Below are 25,420 nucleotides of genomic sequence, written 5' to 3' on the forward strand. Positions count from 1 at the left end.
GGGCCATGCGACGCGTCGCCATGGCCCTGCTGACCCTCGGGCTCACGACCGCAGCCTGCAAAGCGCGCGAGGTCGAACCGAGCGCGAGCAAGGCCGAGCGCCCCGAGCTCGAGGCCCGCGGGGATGCCAAACAACCGCCGCCCTCGAGCCCGAGCCAGACCCTGCGCGCGGCCGGAGTCGAGCTCACCTTGCCCGGGTCGTGGACCGTGGTCGATGAAGACGAGCCCGAGTTCGCCCTGGCCTGGGGGCCCTCGCGGGTGCCCTCACAGGTGCCGCTGTGCACGATCGAGCTGCGCCGTCAGGGTCCCGGGTCGCTGCCCGAGGGCGTCGAGCTCGGCCAGAGCGCGGGCAAGGGCGTGACCGACTACGCCCGCGGGGGTCTGCGCGGGCGCCTGCTCGAGCTGCCCGGACCGACCCAGAGCTCGACCGTGATCGTCCACTGCCGAGCGCCGAAGTCGGCCCAGTGGGCCGCGATCGAGGCCGCCTTCGACTCGATCGTCAAGCCGGCCACGGCGCCCGCGCTCCCGCCCCTCGTCGGCGGTGACGCGCCGATCGTCGAGCTGTGCGCGGGCACGCCCGCGCGACGGACCCTGGTCTGCGCTCGGCGACGCGACGGCGCGGTGTTCTGTGGGCCGAGCACGGGTGAGGTCTTGACCCGGGTCGAGGACATCCCGAGCGCGACGCAGCTGAGCTGCGAGGGGGCGCGAGCGTGCGTCCGCGATGACGAGGGCCAGGTCAGCTGTTGGCGCGCGGGCGGGGCCGCGGCGGCTGTGCCCGGGCGCGCGCGGGACATCGCCGGGGACTGTGTGGTCAGCGAGGGAGGCGAGCTGCGCTGTCGTCGGCAGGACATCGACGGCTCGACGACCGACGCGCTCGCGGAGCTGCTGCCCTTTGGCGCGGGCGATCGTGCGCTGCGTGAGGTCGAGCGGGTGCTCGCGGGCAGCGACGAGGACACGGGCTGCGTGCTGCGGGGGGGCGGGGAGCTTTGGTGCTGGGATCGCGAGGGCGAGCTGCCGCTCGCGCTCGCGGGGGAGCGCGAGCCCCAGCGGGTCGCCGACGCGCCGGCTGGCGGTCTCGATCTTGCGCTGTGGGGCGGGCGCGTGTGCGTGGCCACAGCCGAACAGTGGACCTGCCTCGCGGACGGGCAGCGCTGGACGCTCGACGGCTGCGAGCGGCGGGCGTGTGGCTGCTCGCTGATCGGGGCGACGCGGATGTCTTGTGATCACGAGCCGCACGAGCGGATCGATACTCGGGTGTTTGGCCGGGTGAGCGGGGTCGTCGCGGCCGCGGGGCCGTGCGTGGCGCGGGTTGACGGTACGGTGGTCTGTCGGGGGCCCGTGAGCGGGCGGGTCGGGGAGGATGCGCGCACGACCCAGGCGGTCGCGGGCGGGCTGCCCGGGGTCGCCCACGTGCTCGAGCTGCGCGAGCGCGGCGACTAGACCTAAATCTAGCAGCCCGGGCTGCAATGCCTCGCGCCGCCTCGCTTGGCCTCTTCGCCGAGGGCTTTGTCGCCAAAACTTGCAGTACGCCCGGTACAGCGGCGTTTTGGCTTCGCGCCCTCGGCGCAAATTCCGGCGCGAGGCGCCACGATGCATTGCACCCCGGGCTGCTAGCACCCCGGGCTGCTAGCAGCCCGGGCTGCTAGAACAGCTCCTCGAGCACCAGCGCGAGGCGCACGCCGCCTTGTTGGAGCCGCTGCTCCGCGACCTCGAGGTTGCGCATGTACCAGTCTTCGCCGAGCGCATCGCCCGAGCGCACCGGGGTCTTGCCGTCGGCGTGGAGGTAGCCATTCGCCGCCGCGAACAGCCGCGACTCCTCGATCCAATCATAGGCCGACCCCCGCCCCCAGCGCGTGATCATCTCGTCGCTGATCCGCCCGTCGAGCTCGACCGCGTAGCGCCGCCAGTCCCAGCCCGCGCGGGCCATCGTGATCGCGACCAAGCCCCCGTCCCAGACCGCGTGGAGGTTGGTCCGCTCCTTGCCCGGGGTGTACTCGAGCATCCGCAGATCGGCGATGTCGTTGCCCCCCTTGTCACCGCTGTGCCCCGTGTGCAGCGGCTGATGAACATCACCGACAAAGTGAATCAACAGACGCAGCGCCTCGGCGCGCTGCTGATCCGACATTCGCTCACTCCGCAGGATCTCGACGTAATAGCTGATCCCCGTAGCGACGCAGCCCGACTTCTCGAGGCACAGCGCGTGGACCTCTCGCGGGCTCAGGCGCCGATCCATGTTGATGTAGTGACTCGAGTAGACAAAGTCGAAGGTGGGATCCTGCTTGGCTTGCTGGTCGGCCCAGGTCGCGGCCGTGGCGATCGTCGAGTACTCGGGCATGTCGGCGAGCAGCGCCTCGATCTTCTCGCGCGCCTCGTCCGAGAGCTGTCGCGCCGCGATCTCACCGATGATCCGGTGACCGTCGTCGTGCCAGGCGCGGGCGCGGCTCGGGCTCATCATAGCGAGCGCCGCTGCGCCAAGAGCGAGCAGGCGGGTCATGGAGCGAGGGATCAGTCGGCGGCGTGGGCGGGCCATACCGGAGGCTAGCAGCTCGAGCTGTCGATCTCGGCGTCGACGCCAAGCTTCGAGCTGGGGCCCCCGCTGGTCGCAGGTCTGGCTCCGGGCCGCCGCGATCTCGCGCCGCGCGGCAGCTTCCGGTGACGCCGCGTCACGCTTCGCCCCGACCGCGCCGAACCGCCCCCCAGGCGAGTGATCGTCGGTGACGTCGGGTCGAGCCCGAACCGCGACTCGGGATCGAAGGGCCGAAGCCGGCTCCGAACGCGGGTTCGAGGCCGATGTCGAGTTCGGTTAACGGACGGCGGCGAACGGTTCGAGGGGCGATCGAACCGTGCGTCACCGTGATCCCATCGTGGCCCTCGCGTCCCTGACGGTCAGGCCTCTCGCGCTTCATCGTGTTCGAGCCCGCCCCCGAGCAGGAACGCATCCCGATGTTCGAAGACCACGATTACGACCACCCGGCCGAACAGGCTTGGACAGAGCCGACCCGACCACCAACGGGGGTCAGCTTCGTCGGTAGCTTCGAGGGGCGGGCTTTCATTACTTGTGACTTTGACGGCAAGCCCTGCTGGCTCGCCGATGAGGTCGCCGCAATCCTCGGCCTCGGCGGCGCCTCGGAGCTCGCCCGGCGCCTCGCAATCGACTGGTCTGAGGACGCCCAGGAGGGCAAGCACTGGGTCCGGATCGGCGAGCTCGAGCTCGACGAGCTCCGCGCGGACTTGAGCGAGCGCGGCGTGATCTTGGCTGCGAGCCTCGCCGAGGCCCGCAGCGCGCTGCTGCTGCTCGAGCCCGGCCTGGCCCTCGCCGTCGAGCGCAGCTCCACGGATCCGAGCCAGCCAAGCGCCGGTCGTCGGCTGCTGCGTCACGTCTGCGAGCGAGTGATCCCGGCGGTCGGCGCGATCCGACGACCGAGCGGCTCGGCGCTCGAGCGCGAGGCCGCCAGCATCACGCGCGAGCGCATCGAGCTCGAGCGGCGACGCTGGGAGTACGACGCGCTCGAGGGCCTGTGCGACGCGCTCGACGGCCGCGCAGAGATCGACGCCGAGGTCATCTGGGCCTACCGCATCGTCGCCGCCGAGATCGCCCTGTCTGGCGAGCTGTGGCAGCTCAAGCCGACGATCGAGCACGGCTGGCTCAGCCCCACGCAGGTCGCGAGGCGTCACCTCGGGGTCACGCCCCAGCGCGTCGGTCAAATCATCAGTTTGCTCGGCCTGCGCGAAAGCAAGGTTCACAGCAAAGCAGTCCTCAACAAGACGGTCGGCCGCGACCGCGCCGTCGTCACCCATATCTACAGTCCGGCCGCGGTCGGGCTAATCGAGCGCGAGCTCAGAAGTCGAGGTTATCGCCGTGTCGAATAATACAACTGTCGCCCTCATTCCTCCTCCCACTCCCACCACGACCACCTCCAGTGAAGTCCGCATTTGGGTCGATCTCGATGAAGACGCCAATCGCGTGAGCGCGGTGCTCGAGGCCCTCGGGTACACCGTCCTGCGCGAGCTCGAGCAGGGCGACGGACCCTCGCGCCTGCGCTGGGCCGTCAACCGCCTCGCGCGTCGACACAAGCTGACCGCGCGCGAGCAAGACATCCTCGAGTGCGTGCTCGCCGGGCGCAACAACGGCGAGATCGGTCTGGATCTGGAGATCAGCCGCGCGACCGTGAAGTGGCACATGCACAACATCTTCGCCAAGACCAACACCTCCAATCGTGAGAGCCTCCTGCGCCTCGCGCTGCAGCTCGGCGGCAGCCGCGAGCAAGACTCGGCCGAGCAAGACTCGCCGCAGCCGCGCCAGTCGCAGCTTCCGACCGAGCCGCACACCTCGGTCACGGTCAAGCCGCACGAGCCCCGCGAGGTCATCCCGGCCGCGGCGGTGCCCTCGAAGTCCTGGTTCTGATCTCGAGGCGTAGCTTACTTACGCGGGCGGCCTTCGGGTCGCCCGCACTTTTTTAACCGCCGCGACCTGCCGAGCTCAGCCGCGGTGACCCCCCGACATCGCGGGCGGGTGATGGTTACAGTCGGTGACGCCAGGTTCGGGATGGGCTCGGCCTTCGCGCACCCCGCCTCAGCGGCCGAATTCGAGGGTTTGGGGCCCATCCCATCGGCCGGCCGTCACCGACTCGCGGTTCGTGTCGGAGACCCGTCGGTGGCACTGGGGTCCCTGACGGTCCGGCCCCTCCGGTCGCATGGTGGCTTCGCAACCGGAGAACAGCTCGTGACCAACACCGACATCACCACCACCACCACTGAAGTCCACATTCGCGTCGCCCACGATCAGGACGCCAGCCGCATCAGCGCCGTGCTCGAGGCCCTCGGCTACAGCGTCCTGCGTCAGCTCGACGAGGGCGACGGCCCCCAGCGCCTGCGCTGGGCGATGACGCGCCTCGCCCGTCGCCACAAGCTGACGGCGCGCGAGCGCGACATCCTCGAGCTCGTGCTCGACGGGCGCTCCAACGTCGAGATCGGGCGCAAGCTCGAGATCAGCCGAGCGACCGTGAAGTGGCACATGCACAACGTGTTCGCCAAGACCAACACCGGCAACCGCGAGAGCCTCCTGCGCCTCGCGCTGCAGCTCGGCGGCGGCGCGGACACGGTCGACGAGACGCCGACGGCCAGCGTCGTCGCGCCCACGCCCGCTGCGTCCGCGCCCGCGCCAATGCCCGCTGCGTCCGCGCCCGCTGTGTCCGCGCCCGCTGCGTCCGCGCCCGCGCCGATGCCCGCCGGACCCACGCGCGAGCCTCAGGTCACCTCTGTCGGCGGGGTCGGGCGCACGCCAAAGCTCAGCAGCCGCAGCGAGCTCGGACACTGGGCCTCGCCCGAGGACGTCACGGCGCGGATCGACTTCGACCAGCCCCGGGTGCCCTCGGCCGACTCGATCCCCTCGAAGAGCTGGCAGTAGCGGACACCAGCTACACATCAGCCCCCTTTGGACCCGCCCACCGAGCGAGGACCGAGCGACCTGCCGCGCAGCGGCAGCGCGTGGCAAAGCCCAAGGTCGCCAGGGGGGTCTAACGAGCCATCAGCCCAACAGCCCCTCGAGCTTGGCCACGAGATCGCGGGGCTTGACGTTGGACGCGATCCGCTCGACGACCTTCCCTTGGCGATCGACGATGAACTTCGTGAAGTTCCACTTGATCGCCGCCGTGCCCAGGATGCCCCGGGCCGCGCGCTTGAGGTACTGGTAGAGCGGATGCGCGCCCTTGCCATTGACCTCGATCTTGGCGTGCATCGGGAACGTGACCCCGTAGTTGGTCTGGGCGAACTCGAGGATCTCGGCGTTGGTGCCCGGCTCCTGACCACCGAACTGATTGCAGGGGAAGGCCAGCACGCGCAGACCCCTGGCTTCGTACTGCTCGTGCAGCGCTTGCAGCTCACCTAGCTGCGGCGTGAAGCCTCACTTGCTCGCGGTGTTGACGATCAGCAAGACCTCGCCGCGATACTTGTCCATCGACTCGCGCTCGCCGGTGATCGTCTCGACCTCGAAATCGTAGATGCTGGTGCTCACGCGCGCATTAGAACCGAATCGAAGCTGCGAGACAAGCCGTCAGGCCTACTCGCTGTCCGCCCCCCGCCAACAATCCAGCAACCAGGCATCAAACACCGACCCAACCAAGAACCGCCCCTCCCCGAGCCCCAGCGCCACGCTCGAGCCCGAGATGTCACTTCCATCCGAGAGCATCACATTTTCGGTGTGCCACGCCCCCGCCTCGCTGCGCTCGAGCCGAAACACCTGCGAGGGCGAGCGCTTGGCGGGGTCCTTCGAGTAGCCCCGAAAGGTCAGCAGCTTCGGGTGCGCCCCAACCCACAGCGCCCCATCCTCGGAGATCGTGATGTTGTCGGGCCCGCGCACGGGCAGCGTCTCACGCCGAGTCAGCGCCCCCGACGCGGCGTCGCGGCTGAACACGTGAATTCGCGCGTCGGTCACCGACGCGACATAGACCGTCGCCCCGTCGTGACTGACCGCGATCCCGTTGGCGAAGTGGATGTCCCGCGCGACGACCGAAAAATTCGCGCCGTCCCAGTACAGCACGTGGCCCCGCGCGAGGCGGCCGTACTCCTCGAGCTTGTGACCGAGCTTGGTCTGCGCGAGGTGATCGTTGGTCACATAGAAGCGCTCCTCGTCGACCGGCGCGACGTCGTTGGGGCTGACCAAGAGCGGATCCGCGATCGTGCGATCGTGCGCGAGCCGAACGACGCCGCCCTCGCCGATCACATCGAAGACCTCGATCGTGTGCCCCGGCCCGTCGGAGTCGTCGTTGGGTCCAAACAGCGACTCCCGCGGGTGGTTGACCACAAACAGGCGCTCCTGCTTCGCGCTGGCCGGGGTCAGGCCGATACCGTGGGGGTGAAACAACGCCGGCTCGTCACCGCTGGCCTCGTAGACCGTGCTGATCCCGGTCGTGAGCGAGTAGTAGTGGATCGCCCCGCGGACGGGCTCGCCCGCGACGGTGGCGCGGCGGTCGTCGGACGACACGAAGGCCCCGCCCTCGGGCATCCCCGACGCGCGCGTGAACGCCATGTCCTCGGGCCCGATCACGCCCTCGACCCGGTGGCACTCCGAATCGGAGTGGTACCCGAGCGAGGATAGCTCGCCAGCGAGAGCCAGCAGGTAGATGCCCCAGCCAAGGCCGGGCACGAGCACGAGCACGAGCAATGCGAGGGCTATCCGACGAGCGCGCAACATGACTCACCGTAGCCCGACGCGAACCCCCTTGCACCCTCGTGCATGAATTGCGTCAGTCGAATTTCAGCCCCCGAACCTTCTCGGGCAACACCCGGTTGACCGCCTCGCGCAGGGCGCTACCCTCGCCGACCGCGATCGCGTAGTCCTGGCGCTGGAACAGCCCGGGGATCAGCTCGATCGACAGCCCCGGCTCCTCGACCATCGCCCGGCGCAGCAGCGGGGCGTCCCAGACCAGCGCCTCGATCTCACCGCCGGTCAACGCAGCCAGGGCCGCGTCGGCGTCGGCGTACTCCTGAGCGACGATCTTCTCGTCGCGCAAGAACGCCGCCCCGGTCGTCGACGCGATCGCGCCGACCTCGAAGCGGCCGAGGTCCTCGGGCCCACGGATCCGCGCGTCGAGTCGCTCGACGGTCAGCGACGAGGCGATCGTCGCGGTCACGCTCGCGATGATCACCATCGACATCAACATCCAGATCAGCGCCACCGCCCGGCCCGGCGCGCTCTTGGGCGCCTTGTCGCCGTAGCCGACCGTCGTCATCGTGACCGTTGCCCACCAAAACCCGGTCGCGACCCCGCGGCTCGGGCTGTCGGGGAATTGCTCGGGGTTGGCCCGTCGCTCGAGCCCCCAGACCACCGTGCCGACCGCGAGCTGGATCAGCGCGAGCGCGCCGATCAGCTCGAGGAAGGCCAGCGAGAACACGGTCTCGAGCACGCCGCGCCAGTAGGGGTCGCGCTTGTTCGAGACCGCGATCGCGAGCCCGGTCGTGTAGAAGGGGTGGGTGAAGTCGACGAGCTCCTCGCGCTCGGAGGTCACGGTCAGCGCGGCCACGCCCGCGTCGTAGCGGCCCGCGGCGACCCCTTCGATCATCTCGTCGAGGCTGACCTCCTCGAGCTCGTAGTCGAGCTCGAGGTCGGCCGCGATCTCGCGCCACAGCTCGATGCTCGTCCCCGTCCACTCGCCGTCGGGGCCGCGGACAGAGAAGGGCGGCGCCGACTTGACCGCGATCTTCAGGGGCTGCTCGGCCGGAGCCGCGCGGACGGGTGCGGCCCACGCGAGCGCCAGAATCGAGAACACGAGAATCTGCAGCCGCGACATGTTTGGAGCTCGACTGTACTCGACACAGCGCGTCGGCGTCGACGTCGACGGCGACATCTGGACGACCCCCGACAAGCGGAGCCGGGCGTCCCCCGTCGACTTGGAGGACTCGAGCCTCCAGTCGATCGAGGGCTTCGTCGGCGCTCGACAGCGTGGCCTGCAACCCGCCGGAGTGATCCGGGCATGGGGCGACGCGACTCCAAACGGATCGCCGCTCTCGCTGCAAGACTTGCAGGTGCCGGGTGCTCGCGGCGACCCATACTGCGCTCATGCAGACAGTGAAAATGGGGCCAGCCCCGAGCGCGGCCGTGGCCAACCATGGGATCCCGGCCTCGGGGATCCCGGCCTTGCCTCGGCTCGAGCGCTTGCGCGAGGCGATCTTGGCTGCGCCCTACGGTCTGTGTACGCAAAAGGCCGAGTTGATGACCGAGGCCATGCGCGTCGAGGCGCCCCAGTCCCGCCTCGCCAAGCACCTCGCCCCGCTGCACTTCGACGCCCTACGCAAGGCGCTCGAAGACAACCTCGCAAGCGGCGCACCGGTCGAGCGCTGGCAACTTCAGATGTCCAAGCGCCTCCAGGAGCTGTGGCTGCGCCTCGACCAACGTGCGCAGACTCAACCGCTCGTCGTGAGCTTCGCCAAGGCGCTCGCCCACACCCTGGCCCGCGCCGAGCTCCAGATCCACGCCGACGAGCTGCTGGTCGGCAACCCCACCCGCCATCGGGTCGGCGCGGCGCTGCACCCCGACTACGGCGGCATGTTGCTCATGCCCGAGCTCGACCGGCTCGACGCCCGAGCCGTGAATCCGATGCGCACGACCCCCGGCCAGCGCTGGCGCCTCGAGCATGAGGTCTTCCCGTTTTGGTTCTCGCGCTCGGTCATGGCTCGGGGGCCGTTGTTCGCCGCGGACCTCGAGCTCCCGAACAAGCTGACCGAGGGCCGGCGCTTCGTGTTGACCCAATTCGCCGGCATCTCGCACGTGACCCCGGACTTTCCCCGGGTCCTCGAGCTCGGCTTCGTCGGGATCCGCGAGCAGCTGCGCGAGGCTCGTCGCGACGCGCGCTCGGACGAGCAGGCCGCGTTCTACGAGGCGGGTGAGATCGTCGCCAGCGCGGTCATCGAATTTGGCGCGCGCTGGTCCAGGCGCTGCGCCGACGAAGCGCGCCGACTCGAGCCCTCGGATCCTGCCCGCGCCGCCGAGCTGCGCGAGCTCGCGCAGATCCTCGCCCGGGTCCCCGCGCACCCGGCCCGCAGCTTCCACGAGGCGCTCCAGAGCGTGATCTCGACCTGGGTCGCCGTCCACCAAGAGAGCTTTCAGCACGGCGTGTCCTTTGGCCGCGTCGACCAGTACCTGTGGCCCTACTACGAGCGGGACCTCGCCGCGGGCCGCATCGATCGGGCCCGCGCCGTCGAGCTGCTCGGCTGCGTGCTCGCCAAGGCCTCGGAGCAGCTGCCGCTGTTCAACCAGATGGCGACCGAGTTCTTCTCGGGTCTGTCGTCAGCCTCGGGCCTGACCCTCGGCGGCACAACGAATCACGGGGCGACAGGGGCCGACGCGAGCAACGAGCTGACTTCGCTGTGGCTGCTGGCCTACGACCGCATGCGCCTGCGCCAGCCCAACTTGCACTTGCGGCTGCACGAGCGAAGCCCGCGAGCGCTACGCGAGCTGGCCTTCGAGATCATCGGCCGCGGCGGCGGGCAACCGGCGTTGTTCAACGAGGCCCAGATCATCCCCGCGCTGCGCGAGCTCGGGGTCTCCGACGAAGACGCCCGCAATTTCTCGATCGTCGGCTGCGTCGAGTGGGGCGTACCCTACTCGTCCTTCCCCGCGGCCGGGGCGGGCTTCATCTCGCTGCCCGCGGTCCTCGACGAGGTCCTGCGCGAGCCGACGCTGCGCAGCCACGTGGCGCTGAGCAGCCTCATGGCCACGATCTGGTCGGCGTTTTGTGAGCGCCTGGCCGAGACCGTGTGCGAGGCCGTGGCCGGCAACGACGCGATCGAGCGCGCCCACGCCCAGTGCCGCCCGACGCCGCTGCTCTCGATCCTCGTCGACGGCTGCATCGAGGCCGGCCGCGACGTCACCCAAGCCGGCGCCCGCTACGACTCGACCGGGATCCAGGGTGTGGGCCTCGCCGACGTCGCCGACTCGCTGGCCGCGATCGAGGAGCTGGTCGTCGAGCAGGGTCGGCTGAGCCTGGCCGAGCTGATGCGGGCGGTCGACCTCGACTTTCGCGGCCACGACCAGCTCCGCAGCCGCCTGGTCGAGAAGGTGCCCAAGTACGGTCAAGACCACGGCCGGCCCGAGCGCTGGGCCGCCGAGGTCGCGCGGGCCTACGCCGAGGAGCTTCGTCGCCACCGCAACCCCCGCGGTGGACCCTACGCGCCGGGCTTTTGGTCGATGACCACCCACGTCGGCTTCGGCGCGCGGCTCGGCGCGCTGCCCAGCGGTCGCGCGGCCGGGCGGCCCCTGGCCAACGGCGTCTCTCCGACCAACGGCGCCGACTCGCGCGGCCCGACGGCCTCACTGCTCGCGGTCACCGGGGTTGGGGGCGCTCACGTCAGCAACGGCCTCGCGCTCAACGAGAGCCTCGATCCCCAGCTCGCGGGCGGGCCGACCGGCGCGGCGCTCGTCGACGCCCTGACCCGCGGCTACTTCGCCGCTGGCGGCATGCAGGTCCAGTACAACGTGATCGACGTCAACGAGCTGATCGACGCCAAGCGCTACCCCGATCGCCACCGCGGCCTCGTCGTGCGGATCTCGGGCTACAGCGCGTATTTCAACGACCTCACGCCAACGATGAAAGACGAGCTCATCGCCCGCGCCTCCCACGGCCGCCCGGGCGCTCAGGTCTCGACCGAGGGGGCCCTGTGAGCGGCGCCGACGCAGCCGTCGTGTTCGACGTGCAGCGCTTCTCGATCCACGACGGGCCGGGGATCCGCACGGTCGTATTCTTCAAGGGCTGCGCGCTCGCGTGTCGGTGGTGCCAGAACCCCGAGAGCCGCCGCGCCCAGCCGGAGCTCGCCTACCACGCCGACCGCTGCTTGCCGGGCTGTCGGCTGTGCGTGAGCGTGTGCCCCGAGGGCGCCATCCTCGACCGTATGAACGAGCGCGTGCGCTGGGACGCCTGTACCCACTGCGGCGCGTGCGTGGACACCTGCCCGAGCGACGCGCTGGTCATGGTCGGCGAGCAGTGGACGGTCGAGCGCCTGCTCGACGCGGTCCTCGCCGACCGCCACTTCTACGAGGCGAGCGGCGGCGGCGTGACCTTGTCGGGCGGCGAGCCGGTCCTGGCCTCGGACTTCCTCAGCGCGTTCTTGCCTCGCGCCAAGCAGGCGGGGCTTCACCTCACGCTCGAGACCAGCGGCCACTATCCCTTCGCCCTGCTCGAGCCGCTGCTGCCCGAGCTCGACTTGATCCTGTTCGACGTCAAGGCCGGCGGCCGCGAGCGGCACCTCGACCTGGTCGGCCACGACAACCACCAGGTCCTCGCCAACCTCGAGCGCTTGCTCGCGCGCGACTCCGGGCCCGAGCTCGAGCTTCGGATGCCCGTGGTCCCCGGCCTCAACGACGGCGACGCGTCCCTCGATCAACTCTGCGCGACGCTCCGCGGCCTCGGTGTCGAGCGGCTCACCCTGCTGCCCTACAATCACCTGTGGGAGGCCAAGCTGGCCCGCCTCGACACCAAGCAGACCGCGCTCGGCATCAGCCCGCCCGCGAAGGACTACTACCGGGCGCTCGAGCAGCGCTTCGCCGCGCGGGGCGTGACGGGCCTGGCCCCCGGCTGAGATACTCTGGCTCGTGGCCTCGAACACGACCGCCTCGACCCTGCCCTTGCGCTTGCCCGACGCGCCCTTCGACCTCGCTCAGGCCCAGCGCGCCGCCGTATTGCTGCGCTGGGCCTACATCCTCACCCGCGCGTGGGAGGCGGACAACAAGCCCGCGCCCGAGTCGTTCTCGTGGGCGCCAACGCAGGCGATCGAGGGGCTCGAGCTCGGCGCGCCGCTGTGGGCCAGCGCGCGCGGCTGGAAACCCTTTCACAACCACCAACCCTTCGGCTTCATCGCCCGCGAGGGCGAGCTCGGGTATCTGGTGTTTCGTGGGACCGAGACCCCGCAGGACTTTGGGACCAACCTTCGCCTCGATCAGATCGAATACCCCTTTGTCTCCGGCTTCGGCCACGTCCACGACGGCTTCGCCGGGCTCTACGCGGCGCTGCGCGAGCCCGTGCTCGCCGAGCTCGAGCGCCTTGGGCTGCGGTCGTTGATCGTCGCGGGTCACAGCATGGGGGCCGGGGTCTCGTCCCTCGCTTTTTGTGACCTCGCGACCAACGTCGAGGCCCTCGGTGGCCGCGTGCTGCACTACTGCTTTGGCTCACCGCGGGTCGGAAACCCCGAGTTCGCCGCGGCCGCGAACGCCCTCGCCAATCCGGACGGCGGCTGGGGCGTGAGCTACCGGCTCAACAACAGCGCCGACCCAGTCGCCCATTTGCCGCCGATGCTCCGCGACAAGCTCCTCGGCGAAGATGTCCTGTACCAGCACTTTGGCGTCGGGATTGAGCTCAGCGCCAACTATGGGTCGATCGGGGTCAACCATAGTGTTTCGCGGACTTATCTGTATGCGATCGAGCACCCCGAGCAGCCGCACAACCCCGACGCGACTTGACTCCTGCGGGGGCGCGTCGCAAGTGGGGGTGTTCGTGTGGGTGCAGACGGGCTCGGACGAAGTCCGCGTGGGGTGAAAGCTGTGAGCAGCCCCGTCAGGCCGCCAGCAGCGACAGCGTGGTGTCGACCGTGTCGCGCAACACCCCCTCCTCGAGCCCACCCCGCGCCATCACCCCGACCCCATGGATCGAGTTGGTCAAGAAGCGCGCCAGCGACCGCGCCCCACGCCCCTCTGGCACCTCCCCCGCCGCGATCGCGCGCTCGAGCGCGCCGTAAAACAGCTCCTCGATATCGCGCAGGTGCTCGGCCACCCGCGCTCTGACCTCGGGATCGCGCTGCCCGAGCTCGAGCGCGGCGTTCGCCATCAGACACGAGCGGTGCTCGGGGTCCTCAACGACCACGCGCATGACAGCCTCGAAGCCCGCCCGGATACCCGCGACACCCGACTCCTCGGTCGCGAGCATCTCTTTGAGTTGCACGCGGAGCTTCGCGCGGTAGCGATCGACCGCGGCCAGGTACAAGCGGTGCTTGTCGCCAAAGGTGTCGTAGAGGCTCTGACGGCTGATGCCCATGAATTCGAGCAATTTAACCATTGACGCGCCGTCATAGCCGCATCGCCAGAACAGCTCGACTGCGCGGTCGAGGGCGACATCCGGATCGAAAGTCTTGGCACGTGGCATGACCGGCACAGACTCTCGCCTGGCGACCCAGTCGGTCAACAAGCGCATCACCCGAGCCGCGCCATCACCGACTTCGGCCGCCTGAGACGCCGTCAGCGGCGCTTGACCTTGGGGTTGAGGGTATAGGTGCCGATCCACCTGGCCTTCGCCAGTGTGTGGCCCTCGATTGCGGCGAGCGCGTCTTTGCCACCAAAGTTACCCGACAAGTTCAGGCTCTCGACATCGAGCGCGTATACCGTGAAGTGATAGTGGTGCAGGCGCTCGTCGTTCCACGGCGGGCACGGACCATCGTAGCCGCCATAGTCGCCGGCCATCTCGGCGTCGCCGGCGAACCACCCGGTGTAGTCGTTGATGCCCTGGACGCCCTGTCCTTGGGGCGCTGCACCCGGCGCCTTGCCGTGGGGCGTGATGCCGTCGCAGTGCGCGCCCGCGGCGATCTCGCTGACGTCGGCGGGCACGTCGACGAGGACCCAGTGGAAGAATTCCACGCGGGGGAGACCGTAGGGGACGCTGCGGCCCTCCTGGTTGACGTCGTCGCCGCGGGAGGGAACGTCGGGATCGTGGCAGATGATCGCGAAGGACTTGGTGCCCTCGGGCGCGTCGGCCCACGCCAAGTGGGGGTTGCGGTTGGGGGCCATGGCGACGTGGCCCTCTTGCGCCGGAACGCAAAACGCGAATTCTCCGGGGATCGGGCCGTGGTTGGGGAAAGACTCGCTGCGTAGTTCCATCGCGGGGGCGAGGGTACGAGGCGAGGAGCCCGGGGCGCAATCCATCGTGGCGCCTCGCGCCGGAATTTTCGGCGAGATCGCGGAGCCGAAACGCAGCTGTATCCCGCGCGCTGCAATTTTCGGGGACAAAGAGCGCGAGGGGTTGCGCCCCGGGCTCCTCCGGGGCCGATTCTCGAGCGAGAACATGAAATGCGCCCCGCCGGGCATCCGACGGGGCGCGAGTCAATGCGACATCGCGTCGCGGAACCAGGACTTGGCCCGCTCGGTGACCGGCCGCGCGACCTGCTTCCACTCGAGGCCGCTGTGCTCGAGCTCGCTGGCGTGCTCGCGCCGGATGTCACCCGCGAGCCACTCGAGGAAGACGCCGAGGCTGCGCATCTCGACCTCCATGCCGTGCTCGGCCAGGTAGTCGAGGCCCTGAGCCAGGCGCGGATCGGTGACCGCGTAGGCGACGAAGGCCTCGACGCTGGCGATCAGCTCGGGGTCGAGCGGCGTGCGCTTGGCCACCCTCGCGCGCACGACGACCTGGTGGCGCTCGCCCTTGGACTTGAACAGCAGCTCGCTGTCGCCAAAGTGCTCGGCGCGGGGCTGCCAGACCACCCCCTCGCCGACGCCCTCGACGCCGAAGCGAGCCGCCCAGGAGCAGCAGGCCTCGACCTCGCGGGTTGCCCCGTCGATCACCGCGGCCGCGCGCTCGACGGTCCGCGGTCAAGCGCATCGGCTCAAATACTCGGTCCACACATGGACCCACATGGCGGGTTCAGGTGACGCGTGACACACGCATTGAGCGGACCGAGTCGTTGAACGAGTAGGGCGCGACCGCGATGTTGGGGATCGAAGTCCCCGGCCCAAAGTTGGCCGGCTGCAGCAGCGCGCCCGAATAGTTCACGTGCTGATAGAAGTTGGCGACGTCGCCCTGGCGGTAGTCCTCGCCCTGCCAGATCCGGACCGAGGACACCTTGTCGCTGAAGCCAATACGGTTGAAGTTGGGCTCGCTGAGCAGCAGATCACGAAACTGCCCGTTGAAGTTCACATGCTCGTAAACACGGACCATGAGCCTGACCCCGAGGCCCGGCGCGAGCGGCTGATAGGGATGAAAGTCCGCCGAAGAGATCTTGCCGCCAAAGGAAAATGGCGCGACGTGGATATTGGCATAACGCCCGGGCCCGAGCTCGAGGTACCCACCGACAAAGTGCGTGTTCGCGTAGAAGCGAATGACGTCACCCTTGCGGTAGTCGTTGCCCTTGTAGATGATGATCGACGAGATCTTGTCATTGAAGCCGAGTTGATTTGGAAAGCTGACGGTGTCACTACGCAAAAAGCGGCTCTGACCGCCAAAATTCGCGTGCTCGAACACCTGGGCAAAAAGCCGGGCCATGGTAATTTCTCCTCGTACACCGTCGATCGTGCGATACGAGTCTCGAGGTGCAAGGCGCGGGCCCGCGCAGAGATTTCCCTACTCGGGCAGCGCCGCGAGGACCGCGGCCGCGAACTCGGCCCGGGGCCACTTGCGCCCGTTGGTCATCCCAAGCCGGACAATCACCGCATCGCGTGAGGGCACCACGAGCACGATCTGCCCCTGGTGACCCGAGGCGAAGTAGGCGTCAGGCGGCACGCCCGGGAGCGCGCGCTGCTCGGGATCCGGCGCCGCGTTGAGCCACCACTGGAGGCCGTAGCCCGCGCTCGGGTCGGTCGGCGTCGGCGCGACGCTCCGCGCGACCCAGCCCTCGGGCAGGATCCGCTCGCCGTCCCACACGCCGTCGTGGAGGTAGAGCAAGCCGAAGCGGGCCCAGTCGCGCGGGGTCGCGTACATGAACGAGGAGCCGACGAAGGTCCCGCTCGGGTCGGTCTCCATGACGGCGCTGTGCATGCCCAGAGGCACGAACAGCGCGTCATGGGGGAAGCGATGGTAGGCGCCGTCGTCGGCGAACAGCTCGCGGATTCGGCGGGAGATCAGGTTGGTCGTGCCGCTCGAGTAGGCAAAGCGCGTGTCGATGGGGTCGGCGAGCTGGCGCCCGAGCGGCAGCGCGCTGGCGTCGTGGCGATCGTAGAGCATCACCGTGACGTCCGTGCGCAGGCCGTAGCTCTCGTCGAACTCGAGGCCGCTGCTCATGCGCAAGAGCTGGTCCCAGGTCAGGCGCCCGCGCTTGGACTCGAGCCAGTCCCCGAAGCCGATCGGCTCGTCGATCGAGAGCTCGCCGCGGGCGACGAGGATCCCGACCAGGGCGCTGGTCACCGACTTGGTCATCGACCAGCCGAGCTGGGGCGTATCGGCGTCGAAGCCCTCGGCGTAGCGCTCGGCGATCAGCTGGCCGGCCCAGACAACGACGACGGCGCGGGTGTTGAGCGGCGGGCCGTCGAAGCTGGAGCTCGCGCCCGCGCCCGGGAAGATCTCGTCGATAGCGAGCTCGAGGGCGGCGCGGTCGAGGCCCGGGGGATCGCCGCTCGGGGGCTCGACGAGGGGTCCGTCGCCGCGGGGCCATGGCGCCGTCTCGGACCCGGCCGGGCGCGGGGTCGGCTCGAAGCCTTCGGCGCGCAGGCTCGCGGGCCCGACCTCGAGCGCGAGGGCGCAGCCGAGCCCGGGTCGGTAGGCGGCGGTCTTGGCCGCGAAGCCGAGGGCGTCGGCGCGCACGACCTGGGCCGAGGGATCGACCTCGTAGCTGACGAAGAAGGCCTTGGGGAACTCCTCGTCGACCAGGCCCTCGGACTCGCGGCCGGCGACGAACACGTCGGAGCACACGGCCTTGGCGACGGCCCCGGTGGCGATCGGGAAGATCCATCCGACCAGCCAGCTCGCGACCCCGATCACGATCACGGCGTTGATCGCGAGGACCGCGAGCACGATCTTTTTGAGCCTCGGCTTGCGGGTCCAACGGAGCTTCACGGCCGAGAGTGTCGCACGAGCTTCAGCTCCCGGGCTCGGCCTCGGACCGCCAGCACCGAGCCACGTGAACGCAAGGTCCGCAGGCGGCGGGCTGATCGAGCTTCGGCCACAGCTCCGTCGAGCCCTCGTCGCCGAGCTCGACGCGGAGCAGCCGGCCCGCCGTCTGGCGCAGGCGCTGATCAAAGCGCGCGAGCGTGGCCGGTTCGAGCGCGCGCAGGCCGGGGTCGGCCTCGGCCTCGCGCAAGAACACGGCCCCGGCGCGCAAGGGGATGGCCGGGCCCCACAGGCGGCGCAGCGCCCAGGCCTGGGTCAGCCGACGAAGGCCCGCGACCTGCTCGGGGTCGAGGACCGACTCGGGCTCGCTCGGCGCCCGCGCGTACTGCCAGTCGACGAGGTTGAGGCGCCCGTCGTCGTCGATCCAGACCAGGTCGATGCGACCGCGCACGATCACGCGGCCCTCGGGCGGCGGCGCCGACTCGGTCGTGACGGGCGCGAAGAGATCGAGCTGCGGGCGAGCTGGGGCCCCGAGCTCGCCGCGACCCGTCTGGCTCGGCTCGGGCCGCGCGTGCTCACCAAAGATCTCCAGCGCGAAGGGCAGCGAGCGCAACACTCGGCGCGGATCCTGGCGGGCGATCTCGATCAGCTCGCGGACCCACGGACGCTCGGCGAAGCGGAGCAGATCCTCGCGCAGCTCGGGCCACAGCTCCTTGGGGATCCGATCTTGATCGGCGAACGCGTCGAAGGCCCGGGCCGGATCACGGCCGAGACGATCGAGGTCGACGCGCCCGAGCAGGTAGTGGACGAGCCGACCGCGGGACCGAGCCTCGGCCAGGCTCGGCGGCGGCCGATCGCCCGCGTCGTCCTCGTCGACGCGCTTGCGCGGGACGAAGGGCAGGAGCTGCAGCCCCTTCATGGCCTCGCGCTCCTCGCTGGCCGGGGTGTCGAGGCCGACGACATGGGTCAGGAGGTAGCGCCGCGGACACTTGTCGAACTCGGCGAGGCCAGACAGCGAGACCTCGAGCTCGCAGTCGCGCAGGTGCAGGGCCTCGCTGCGATCGTAGGCGGTCGGCAGCTCGTCGCGGGCTTCGCTCGGGGCCACGGGCCGCGCGGCGACGGGGGGCTCGCTGCCCGAGGCGTCCGCTACGAAGGAGGGCTCGGGCTCGGGCTCGGGCTCCGACCCGCTGGCTGCAAGGGCCGCTTGACCGACGGCCTCGGCCCGGACGGCCCCGACCCGATCGAGCAACCACCGCATCGCGCTGGCCTCGCCGTCGTCCTGCTCCTGGATCACCAGGCCGTCATCGACGACCTCGACGAGCTCGTCGAGCTCGGGCAGCGCGGCGTCGATCAGCTTGCGCCAGTTCCCCTCCCCGGTCCGGCCCTCGGGCGCCTCACCGAGCAAGACCAAGAGGTCGCGCGCGCGCGTGGTCGCGACGTAGAGCACCCGGCGGCTCTCGGCGTCGCGGCGGGCGGCGAGGCGCTCGTTGACGGCCTGGGCGTGGGGGCTGGGCCGGCGGCGGCCGACGAGGTCCGGCGACACGACCGCGAGGCCGAGCTCGCGCTCGAACACGACCGGGCCCTCCTGCCCGCGCGGGTCGGCCCCGAGCTCGGGCACGATCACGACCGGGAACTCGAGGCCCTTGGCGGCGTGGACCGTCATGATGCGGACGGCGTCGGGGTCGGCGGCGGCGGCGACCTCGGCCGGGGCCTCGCGGTCGAGCAGGTCCTCACCGCGCTCGAGCAGGCGCCGCGCGGTGGTCATGGCCCCGAGCCCGGCGAACTCGCGCGAGCCGAGCAGCGCGAGCAGCTTGTCGACGTTGGCGATCCGCTGCTCGCCCGCGTCGTCCCAGGCCAGGACCTCGCGCAGGCCGAGGCGGTCGACGGCGAAGCGCAGGACCCTCGCGGGGCCGAGGCGATCGAGCTCGTGGTGGAGGCGATCGACGAGGCGCGCGACGACGGTCACGGTCGCGGCGTCCTGCGCGACGCCGAGCTCGACGGCGCAGCCGCTGACGTGGTCGGCGAGGCGCAGGCGCTCGGCGGCGGCCAGCTCGACGATGCTCGCGTCGGTGATGCCCCAGACCGGTGAGCGCCAGACCCCGGCCGAGGCCAGCATGTCGCGGGGATCGGCGATCGCGAGCATCAAGACCGCGAGCTCGCGGATCTCCCGGGCGGCGTAAAAGCCCCGGCCCCCGACGACGACCGAGGCGATGTCGAGCTCGCTGAGGGCCTTGCGGTAGCGCGCGACGTGGCTGTGGGTCCGCATCAAGATCGCGACGTCGGCCCCGCGCAAGGGCTTGGGCCGCCCGTCGGAGCCGGCCCGCCCCAGCGGCGGGCGAGCGTCGAGCAAGAGGCGGACGTGCTCGGCCATGCGCCGGGCCTCCTGGCCTCGACGGGTCCGGGCGTCTTCGCTTGGATCGCTGCACAGCAGCTGGACCGCGGGGAGCCCGGCCTGATCTTCGTGGTCTTCGCGGACCGGCTCGAGCCGATCGACCTCGTCGACCCAGTCGACGGCGAAGCCCTCGGGGTCGTCGCTGATCAGGACTTGGGCGAAGAGCTGGTTGCAAAACTCGACGAGGCTCGGGCGCGAGCGCCACGACCGCCGCAACGCGTGGAGGCGCAGGCCCTCACCGCCGGCCCGGGCCCGAGCGGCCAGGCTCTGAAACAGCGAGACGTCGGCGCCGCGAAATTCGTAGATCGACTGCTTGCGATCGCCGACGGCCGCGAAGCAGCGAGCCCCGAGCGGCAAGACCGCGCTGGCCCGCTGGCCCCGCGGGACCGCCCGCTCGTGATCGCGGGCCTCGGCGAGGAGGTGGACGAGGTCGAGCTGGAGGCCGTTGGTGTCCTGAAACTCGTCGACGAGCAGGGCCCCGACGCGCTGCTTGAGCTGGCGGCGAACGAGGCGGTCGTCGCGGAGCAGATCGTGGGCGCCGCGGACCAGATCGACGAAGTCCAGGACCTGCAGGCGCTGCTTTTCGGCGGCGTAGGCCCGCGACACGGCCCCGAGCAGGGCGACGATCCGCTCGGCGAGCTCCTGCTCCTGCACGCTCGCGACGCAGTCCTGGACCAGCGCCCAGGCCTCGGCGAAGGGCTCCCAGACCCGGCGGGCGCGCTTGGGCAGCGTGCCCTTGCCGCGGCGCTGGCTGGCCACGCGGTGCAGCGCCGGGTACCAGCGTCGGACCTGGTCCGGCTCGCAATCGCCGATCCGCCTCCGCTCGATCGCGAGGGCGCGCAAGGTCGGTCGGAGGCGATCCTCGCGGGACTCCTCGAGCAGCTCGAGGCTCGCGGCGAGCGCTCGACAGGCCTCGCCGAGCTCGGCCCGGGCCTGGCCGCGATCAAAGCCGGGCTGCGGCTGCCCGTCGGCGTCGACGAGCAGGGATCGGGGATCGCGGCCCTCCTCGCCGAGCTTGCCGTGGAGCCGACGCAGCGCGGCGCGGAGGGTGTCGGGGCCGCCGAGGGCCCGGGCGGCGGCGCGGGTGTCCGAGTCGTCCTCGGCCTCGAGCTCGCGGAGCAGGACCTCGTCGAGGGTCCGGGCGAAGAGCTCGGCGGCGGCGTTCTCATCGAGCACGCCGAAGCTGGGGTCGACCCCGGCCTCGACCGCGAAGCCGCGCAGCAGCTGACCGCACAGCGAGTGGAAGGTGCCGATCGGCGCGCCCGGGAGCTGGTCGACGATCGCCCGCCAGCGCGCGGCCGGGACCTCGCGATCACCGAGCATCGCGGCGAGCTCCTCCTCGTCGGCGAGCGCGCCCACGGGGTCGGCGGCGAGCGCCGAGGCCCGCTGCACGATGCGCTGGCGGAGCTCGCGGGCGGCCTTCTCGGTGAAGGTCACGGCCCACACGCGGGCGGGGTCGAGGGGCTCCGCGTCAGGGCGACCGGCCCCGACGTAGAGCCCGAGCGCGACGCTGACCAGCGCGTGGGTCTTGCCCGCGCCCGCGCCCGCGGCCAGGACCAGGTTGGCGTCGAGCTCGAGCTCGCTCACGCCTCGCCCCCTTCGAGCTCGTCGCCCCGCTCGACCCGACACACGGGCCCGAACGCGCAGTAGCGACACGCGCGGCCGGGGTCGTGGGGCCGGACGTCGAAGCGGCCCTCGGCCACGCCGCCGAGCAGGGCCCAGAGGTTGTCGGACAGGTTGCGCTGGCCGACCTCCGGCAGATCCAGGGCCCCGACCGCGACGGGCGGCGGCCCGGGCTCGGTCGTGGCGTCCGGGGGGAGCTCGGCGGCCGCGCGGGCCCGCAGCTCGCGACGTTCGCCGGGGTCGAGAGCCAGGAGCCCGTCGAGCTCGACGCTCGACAGGCACATGTCGAGCAAGCTCGCCTGCGAGCGCTCGCCGTCGCGCAGCGAGACGTAGGCGGCGTCCGCGTCGCTGAGATCGGGGCGGCGCGCGGCCAGCCACGCGGCGTAGAGCGGCAGCTGCAGCTGGGTCCGCCCGAGCTCGATGTAGCGGAGGCGATCGCCGACGCGGCCCGACTTGTAGTCGATGATCAGGCCCTCGCGCTCGCGCCCGTCACCGCGGTAGTCGATCCGATCGACCCGTCCGACGAGCTCGAAGCGGCGCTCACCGCTGCGATCGGGGATCGCCAGGGGCACGCCCTCGAGCTCGCCGCTGCCGTCTTGCGACACCACGCCAAAGCCAAGCTCGAACTCGCCGGGCTCCCACGCCTCGATGCCCACGCGCCGCTCGCCCTCGAGCGTGCGCGCGAGGTCGCGGACGACCAGGTCGCGGTGCAGGTACCAAAGCGGCAGCGGCCCCGTGCGCTCGGAGGCCTGCCAGCGATCGAGCACCTCCTCGCAGACCTCGCGCGCGACGCTGTTTTCGGCCCCGGTTCGATCGCCACCCTCGAGCGGCGTGAGGCCCTCGGCGCGCAGGGCCTGCATGACCTCGGCGAGCACGAGGTGGCGGACGCTGCCCTGCTCGGCGGCGTCGAGGTCGTCGCGGATCGAGGGGCGCGGGCGCAGGCGCAGGACCCGGTTGGCGAAGAAGCGAAAGGGACAGGCGGCGTAGTCCTCGAGCGAGGTCGCCGAGCCCTGCCACACCAGCCCGGGCGCGTCGGGGCGCTGGCCGGTCCACACGAAGTCGAGGCGCGCCAGGGCCAATTCACGACTGCCGCCGTCGAGGCTGACGCCCGCGCGGCTCAGATCCGCGGCGTGGCTCCGCGCCCAGGTCAGCGCGCGCTCGAGCTGAGGGTGGGCGCCGCCAAACGAAGCGAGGCCGGCTCCGGCCCGGGCCAGCATGCTCATGCGCGTGAGCAGCTGACCGCGGGTGCTGCACTGCGAGAAGCTCGGGATCACCCCGGCCTCGAGCGCTCGCGGCTCGCGGTCCGGGGCCAGGGCCCGAGCCAGCGCGGCGAACCACCGCGAGCGCATGACCTCGCGGCCGTCGGCGTCCTGGCGGTGGGCGGCGAGGGTCAGCTGCTCGCGCACGTTGGCGCAGGCCAGGGCGAAGGTCCCGGCGTCCGCGGCCCCGGGCGCGCCGAGGACCGGGCGCCCGGCGGCGCGATCGAGGGCCTGGCGATCGTCGTCGTCGAGGAAGGGCAGCGGCCGCCCAGGCCCGGGGAGCTCGCCCTCGACGGCGTGGATCACGAACACGTAGTCGCTCGGTGAGCGGGCGAGCTCGGCGAGGTCGCGCACGGCGATCCCGGCCCCGCGCACGCCAGCTGGGCGCTCGCGGACGCCCGCGAGCGCGGCCTCGAGGTGGGCGCGAAAGTCCGTGAGCGAGACCCGATCTTCGGCGACGCCGACGGCGACGGCGGCCTCGTCGAGCCCGTGCCCGGCGACCTCGAGGGCCTCGAGGGCCGCGCGGTCCCGGGCCAGCGCGGCGACGGCGTCACGCTCGAGCCGACGCTCGCGCGCGCCCTCGCCGAGGGTTGGGAGCTCGAGGCTGCGCCGCGCGATCCCGAGGCCGCGCAGGGCCGCGAACACGGCGTCGAGGTGGGCGCGCAAGCTGGCCGTGCGCGGGAGCCTGAGCTTGTCGAACAGCGGCGTCCAGCGGTCCGCGAGGCTGAAGTACTTCGCCGCCTGCTTGGCCCGACGCTCGTGCTCCGGGTGCGGCTCGCGGGCGAGCTTGGCCGCGTGGACGCGGAGGCGACCGAGGTGACCGATGCCCCGATCGTCGCGCGAGCCCGCCTCGCGCAGAGCCATGAGCAGCGAGCTGGTGTCGCCGCGCCCGACGTAGGCCGACTCGAGCACGGCGGCGAGGGCCTCGCGCGGGAGGTCGCGCTCGGCGGCGTCGATCAGCGCGATCGCCAGCCGCAGCGGCGCCGCGTGGATCACGGGCTGGCCGCGGGTCTCCTCGCAGGGCAGCTCGGCGGCGTCGAGGGCCGCGAGCACGCGGTGGCGCGCGAGGCCCAGGCGCGGGACCACGATCGCGACCCGGTGCGGCGCGACCCCGCGCTGCAAGAGCGCGCGGATCGAGGCACAGACCCCGCGCAGGGCCGCGCGCTCGTCCTCGGCGTCGAGCAGCTCGAGCTTCGCGCGCAAGGTCGGGTTGACCAGCGCCCGCGCGCGGCTCGGCGTGACGAAGGGGATCAACCCGGCGACGGCGAGCTTGGCCTCCTTCTCACCGCCGAGCGGGCGCGGGACCAGCTCGACGCTCGGCGCGTCCTCGACCAGGTTGCGGCGGCGCAGCTCGAGCGAGGCGAGCAGATCGGGGGCGAAATTTTCTTCGGCGCTGCTCGCAGCCCCCTCGCCAGGCTGCCTGTCTTCGGCGCTGTCGGCCCCGGGCTCGAGCGACCCGCTGGGCAAGACCGGGACCTCGACCGCGACCTCGAGCCCCGCGCGCGCGAGCGCCTCCCACAGCCGCGCGCGGATCACTGGGAGCTCGGCGCCGCGCTCGACCTCGATCACACGCGCGCCGTCGACCAGCGCGGCGAGGCGATGGCGCCCGAGCTCGCCGATCGCCCGCGGCAGCGCGACCCGAGCCCCCACGCCGTCGACGACCTTGCGCGCGCGCAGGCGCGCCTCGTAGGCCCCCGCGATCTTCGCCAGCGCCGCGAAGCGCCGCCCAGACAGGCTGTCCCGCCGGCCCGACAAACGCGAGGCGAGGCGCTCGAACCCGACGCGATCGATCCCCGCCCGGCGCAGCGTGTCCCACAGCTCGAGGAAGGACTCCGCGAAGCCCGGCTCGGTCGCGAGCTCGGCGAGCGTCGTCCCGCGCGCGGCGGCGGGCGCGACCGAGGTCACGATCAGGCGCGCCTCCGTCGTGCTGATCGGCTCCAGCTGCGCGGCCCGGATCAGCCGATCTTCGAACGAGCGCAGATCGATCAGGCCCAGCGCGAGCGCGACGCCCTGAGCCCGGACCCGCTCGCGCAGGACCTCGGCCACCCGCTCGCGCGAGGGCAGCACACGCAGCGTGCGCTCGGGCAGGGCGCGCGGCGGTCCGGGCATGACCGGCACGGTAGCGCAGAGCTCCGCGCCGGACACGACCAGGATCAGCTCTTTTCGTACTCGCCGAGCTTCTCGTCGAGCTTCTTCATGGCCTCATCGAGCTCGTCGAGCGCGCTGCGAGCGGTCGAGGCCGAGGCTGCCTTCGCCGCCTCCATCTTGGCCTTGACCGTCGCCCGGGCGTTGTCCACGTCGGCCTCGAGCTCCTCCTTGGCCTCGGCGCCCTTGGCCTCGAGGGCCTGCCTGGCCTCGGTCGCGCGTTGCTCGAGCTTGGTCATCCGCTCCTCGGCCTCGTCGAGGCGCGCTTGCATGTCGGCGGGCATGGCGTCGGGGTCGGCCTCGGGCTCCTTGACCACCTCGCCCATTTTCTTGGTGGCCTCGCCCTTGGCCTCGCCGGTCTTGACCGCGTCTTCGGGCTTCGCCTTGTCGTCCTTCTTCGCGGTCTGCTCGCACCCGGCGACGCTCAGGAATGCGGCGATTGTGATTGCGACTGTGGTTGACAGCTTGCGCATCTCACGAGCCTGGCTCGATTGAGCGACCTGTCAATCGCTGCTCACGCCCCCACACTTTTTGCCGCCTGCTCTCTACTCCATCGCCTCGACGATCAGCCGGACCATGAGATCGTTGAACAGCTCGACGTCATACTCGCCGATCGACGGCTCGAGGTGCGGCCCACCGATCCCGCTGTGACTGGTCAAGAATGTGTAGGTCGAGCCGGTCGCTATGTCGATGTTGCGCATCAGAAACTCGGTGCTCTTGTCGATCCCGCTCGCGCCGACCGGGATCACCCGGATGCCTTGCTCGGCG

Annotated in this window: 19 protein-coding genes and 1 pseudogene; 7 read left to right on the forward strand and 13 right to left on the reverse strand. The window is 71.1% G+C overall.

The window, feature by feature from the left end; all coding sequences use genetic code 11:
- The first annotated feature begins 5 nt into the window (after positions 1 to 5).
- Entirely contained in the window at positions 6 to 1,439 is a 1,434-nt protein-coding gene (locus ENSA5_RS16640; protein WP_106392652.1) for an RCC1 domain-containing protein, read from the forward strand.
- Positions 1,440 to 1,641: 202 nt separating this feature from the next.
- On the opposite strand, the gene ENSA5_RS16645 is transcribed toward ENSA5_RS16640, so the two are convergent.
- The gene (locus tag ENSA5_RS16645; RefSeq protein WP_181197825.1) at positions 1,642 to 2,493 is read right to left on the reverse strand and encodes a S1/P1 nuclease; all 852 of its coding nucleotides are present in this window, start codon (positions 2,491 to 2,493) and stop codon (positions 1,642 to 1,644) included.
- A gap of 413 nt (positions 2,494 to 2,906) precedes the next feature.
- On the opposite strand from ENSA5_RS16645, the gene ENSA5_RS16650 reads away from it, so the two are divergent.
- The 3 genes from ENSA5_RS16650 (at position 2,907) to ENSA5_RS16660 (ending at position 5,406) form a co-directional block, all read left to right on the forward strand.
- Positions 2,907 to 3,869, forward strand: a complete 963-nt coding sequence (locus ENSA5_RS16650; RefSeq protein ID WP_106392654.1) for a hypothetical protein — start codon at positions 2,907 to 2,909, stop codon at positions 3,867 to 3,869.
- A gap of 94 nt (positions 3,870 to 3,963) precedes the next feature.
- On the forward strand, positions 3,964 to 4,404 hold the full coding sequence (locus tag ENSA5_RS16655; protein ID WP_258182880.1) for a response regulator transcription factor: 441 nt from the start codon (positions 3,964 to 3,966) through the stop codon (positions 4,402 to 4,404).
- Between the two features lie 318 nt (positions 4,405 to 4,722).
- Positions 4,723 to 5,406 (forward strand): helix-turn-helix domain-containing protein, encoded by a 684-nt coding sequence (locus ENSA5_RS16660; protein ID WP_106392655.1) that lies wholly within the window; start codon positions 4,723 to 4,725, stop codon positions 5,404 to 5,406.
- A 120-nt stretch (positions 5,407 to 5,526) separates the two neighbouring features.
- Here the strand turns inward: ENSA5_RS16660 and ENSA5_RS16665 are convergent, their stop codons facing one another.
- The 3 genes from ENSA5_RS16665 to ENSA5_RS16675 form a co-directional block, all read right to left on the reverse strand.
- Positions 5,527 to 5,955 carry a glutathione peroxidase gene (locus ENSA5_RS16665; protein WP_373422440.1) on the reverse strand — a complete coding sequence of 143 codons (429 nt, stop codon included), beginning with the start codon at positions 5,953 to 5,955 and terminating at the stop codon, positions 5,527 to 5,529.
- 102 nt (positions 5,956 to 6,057) lie between these two features.
- On the reverse strand, positions 6,058 to 7,155 hold the full coding sequence (locus ENSA5_RS16670; RefSeq protein WP_181197826.1) for a strictosidine synthase family protein: 1,098 nt from the start codon (positions 7,153 to 7,155) through the stop codon (positions 6,058 to 6,060).
- A gap of 88 nt (positions 7,156 to 7,243) precedes the next feature.
- A complete protein-coding gene (locus tag ENSA5_RS16675) occupies positions 7,244 to 8,287 on the reverse strand; it encodes a transporter substrate-binding domain-containing protein (RefSeq protein ID WP_181197827.1) in 1,044 nt (347 codons plus the stop codon).
- Between the two features lie 269 nt (positions 8,288 to 8,556).
- On the opposite strand from ENSA5_RS16675, the gene ENSA5_RS16680 reads away from it, so the two are divergent.
- Genes ENSA5_RS16680 through ENSA5_RS16690 form a run of 3 tightly spaced genes read left to right on the forward strand, consistent with a single transcriptional unit; the run spans position 8,557 to position 12,948 of the window.
- Positions 8,557 to 11,157 carry a pyruvate formate lyase family protein gene (locus tag ENSA5_RS16680; protein ID WP_106392659.1) on the forward strand — a complete coding sequence of 867 codons (2,601 nt, stop codon included), beginning with the start codon at positions 8,557 to 8,559 and terminating at the stop codon, positions 11,155 to 11,157.
- Entirely contained in the window at positions 11,154 to 12,071 is a 918-nt protein-coding gene (locus ENSA5_RS16685) for a glycyl-radical enzyme activating protein (protein ID WP_106392660.1), read from the forward strand. Before ENSA5_RS16680 ends, ENSA5_RS16685 begins: the two co-directional genes overlap by 4 nt.
- 13 nt (positions 12,072 to 12,084) lie before the next feature.
- On the forward strand, positions 12,085 to 12,948 hold the full coding sequence (locus ENSA5_RS16690) for a lipase family protein (protein ID WP_181197828.1): 864 nt from the start codon (positions 12,085 to 12,087) through the stop codon (positions 12,946 to 12,948).
- 94 nt (positions 12,949 to 13,042) lie between these two features.
- Here ENSA5_RS16690 and ENSA5_RS16695 read toward each other — a convergent pair whose 3' ends face one another.
- The 9 genes and pseudogenes from ENSA5_RS16695 to ENSA5_RS37765 all read right to left on the reverse strand — a co-directional run.
- Positions 13,043 to 13,675 carry a TetR/AcrR family transcriptional regulator gene (locus tag ENSA5_RS16695; protein ID WP_106392662.1) on the reverse strand — a complete coding sequence of 211 codons (633 nt, stop codon included), beginning with the start codon at positions 13,673 to 13,675 and terminating at the stop codon, positions 13,043 to 13,045.
- Between the two features lie 44 nt (positions 13,676 to 13,719).
- Entirely contained in the window at positions 13,720 to 14,355 is a 636-nt protein-coding gene (locus ENSA5_RS16700) for a YbhB/YbcL family Raf kinase inhibitor-like protein (protein WP_106392663.1), read from the reverse strand.
- A gap of 222 nt (positions 14,356 to 14,577) precedes the next feature.
- Entirely contained in the window at positions 14,578 to 15,036 is a 459-nt protein-coding gene (locus ENSA5_RS16705; RefSeq protein WP_146155781.1) for a hypothetical protein, read from the reverse strand.
- 79 nt (positions 15,037 to 15,115) lie between these two features.
- Positions 15,116 to 15,733: a beta/gamma crystallin family protein gene (locus tag ENSA5_RS16710; RefSeq protein ID WP_106392665.1), complete on the reverse strand. Its 618-nt coding sequence runs from the start codon at positions 15,731 to 15,733 to the stop codon at positions 15,116 to 15,118.
- Positions 15,734 to 15,811: 78 nt separating this feature from the next.
- Positions 15,812 to 17,239, reverse strand: a complete 1,428-nt coding sequence (locus tag ENSA5_RS16715; RefSeq protein WP_106392666.1) for a serine hydrolase domain-containing protein — start codon at positions 17,237 to 17,239, stop codon at positions 15,812 to 15,814.
- Positions 17,240 to 17,261: 22 nt separating this feature from the next.
- A complete protein-coding gene (locus ENSA5_RS16720) occupies positions 17,262 to 21,212 on the reverse strand; it encodes a UvrD-helicase domain-containing protein (protein ID WP_181197830.1) in 3,951 nt (1,316 codons plus the stop codon).
- The gene (locus ENSA5_RS16725) at positions 21,209 to 24,616 is read right to left on the reverse strand and encodes a PD-(D/E)XK nuclease family protein (protein ID WP_146155782.1); all 3,408 of its coding nucleotides are present in this window, start codon (positions 24,614 to 24,616) and stop codon (positions 21,209 to 21,211) included. The genes ENSA5_RS16720 and ENSA5_RS16725 overlap by 4 nt, the downstream gene beginning before the upstream one ends.
- A 44-nt stretch (positions 24,617 to 24,660) precedes the next feature.
- The gene (locus tag ENSA5_RS16730) at positions 24,661 to 25,125 is read right to left on the reverse strand and encodes a hypothetical protein (protein WP_106392669.1); all 465 of its coding nucleotides are present in this window, start codon (positions 25,123 to 25,125) and stop codon (positions 24,661 to 24,663) included.
- A 72-nt stretch (positions 25,126 to 25,197) separates the two neighbouring features.
- Positions 25,198 to 25,420: pseudogene (locus ENSA5_RS37765) on the reverse strand (hypothetical protein); the annotation flags it as partial.

It is taken from the genome of Enhygromyxa salina (genome assembly GCF_002994615.1).
GTDB classification, from domain to species: Bacteria; Myxococcota_A; Polyangia; order Nannocystales; family Nannocystaceae; genus Plesiocystis; species Plesiocystis salina_A.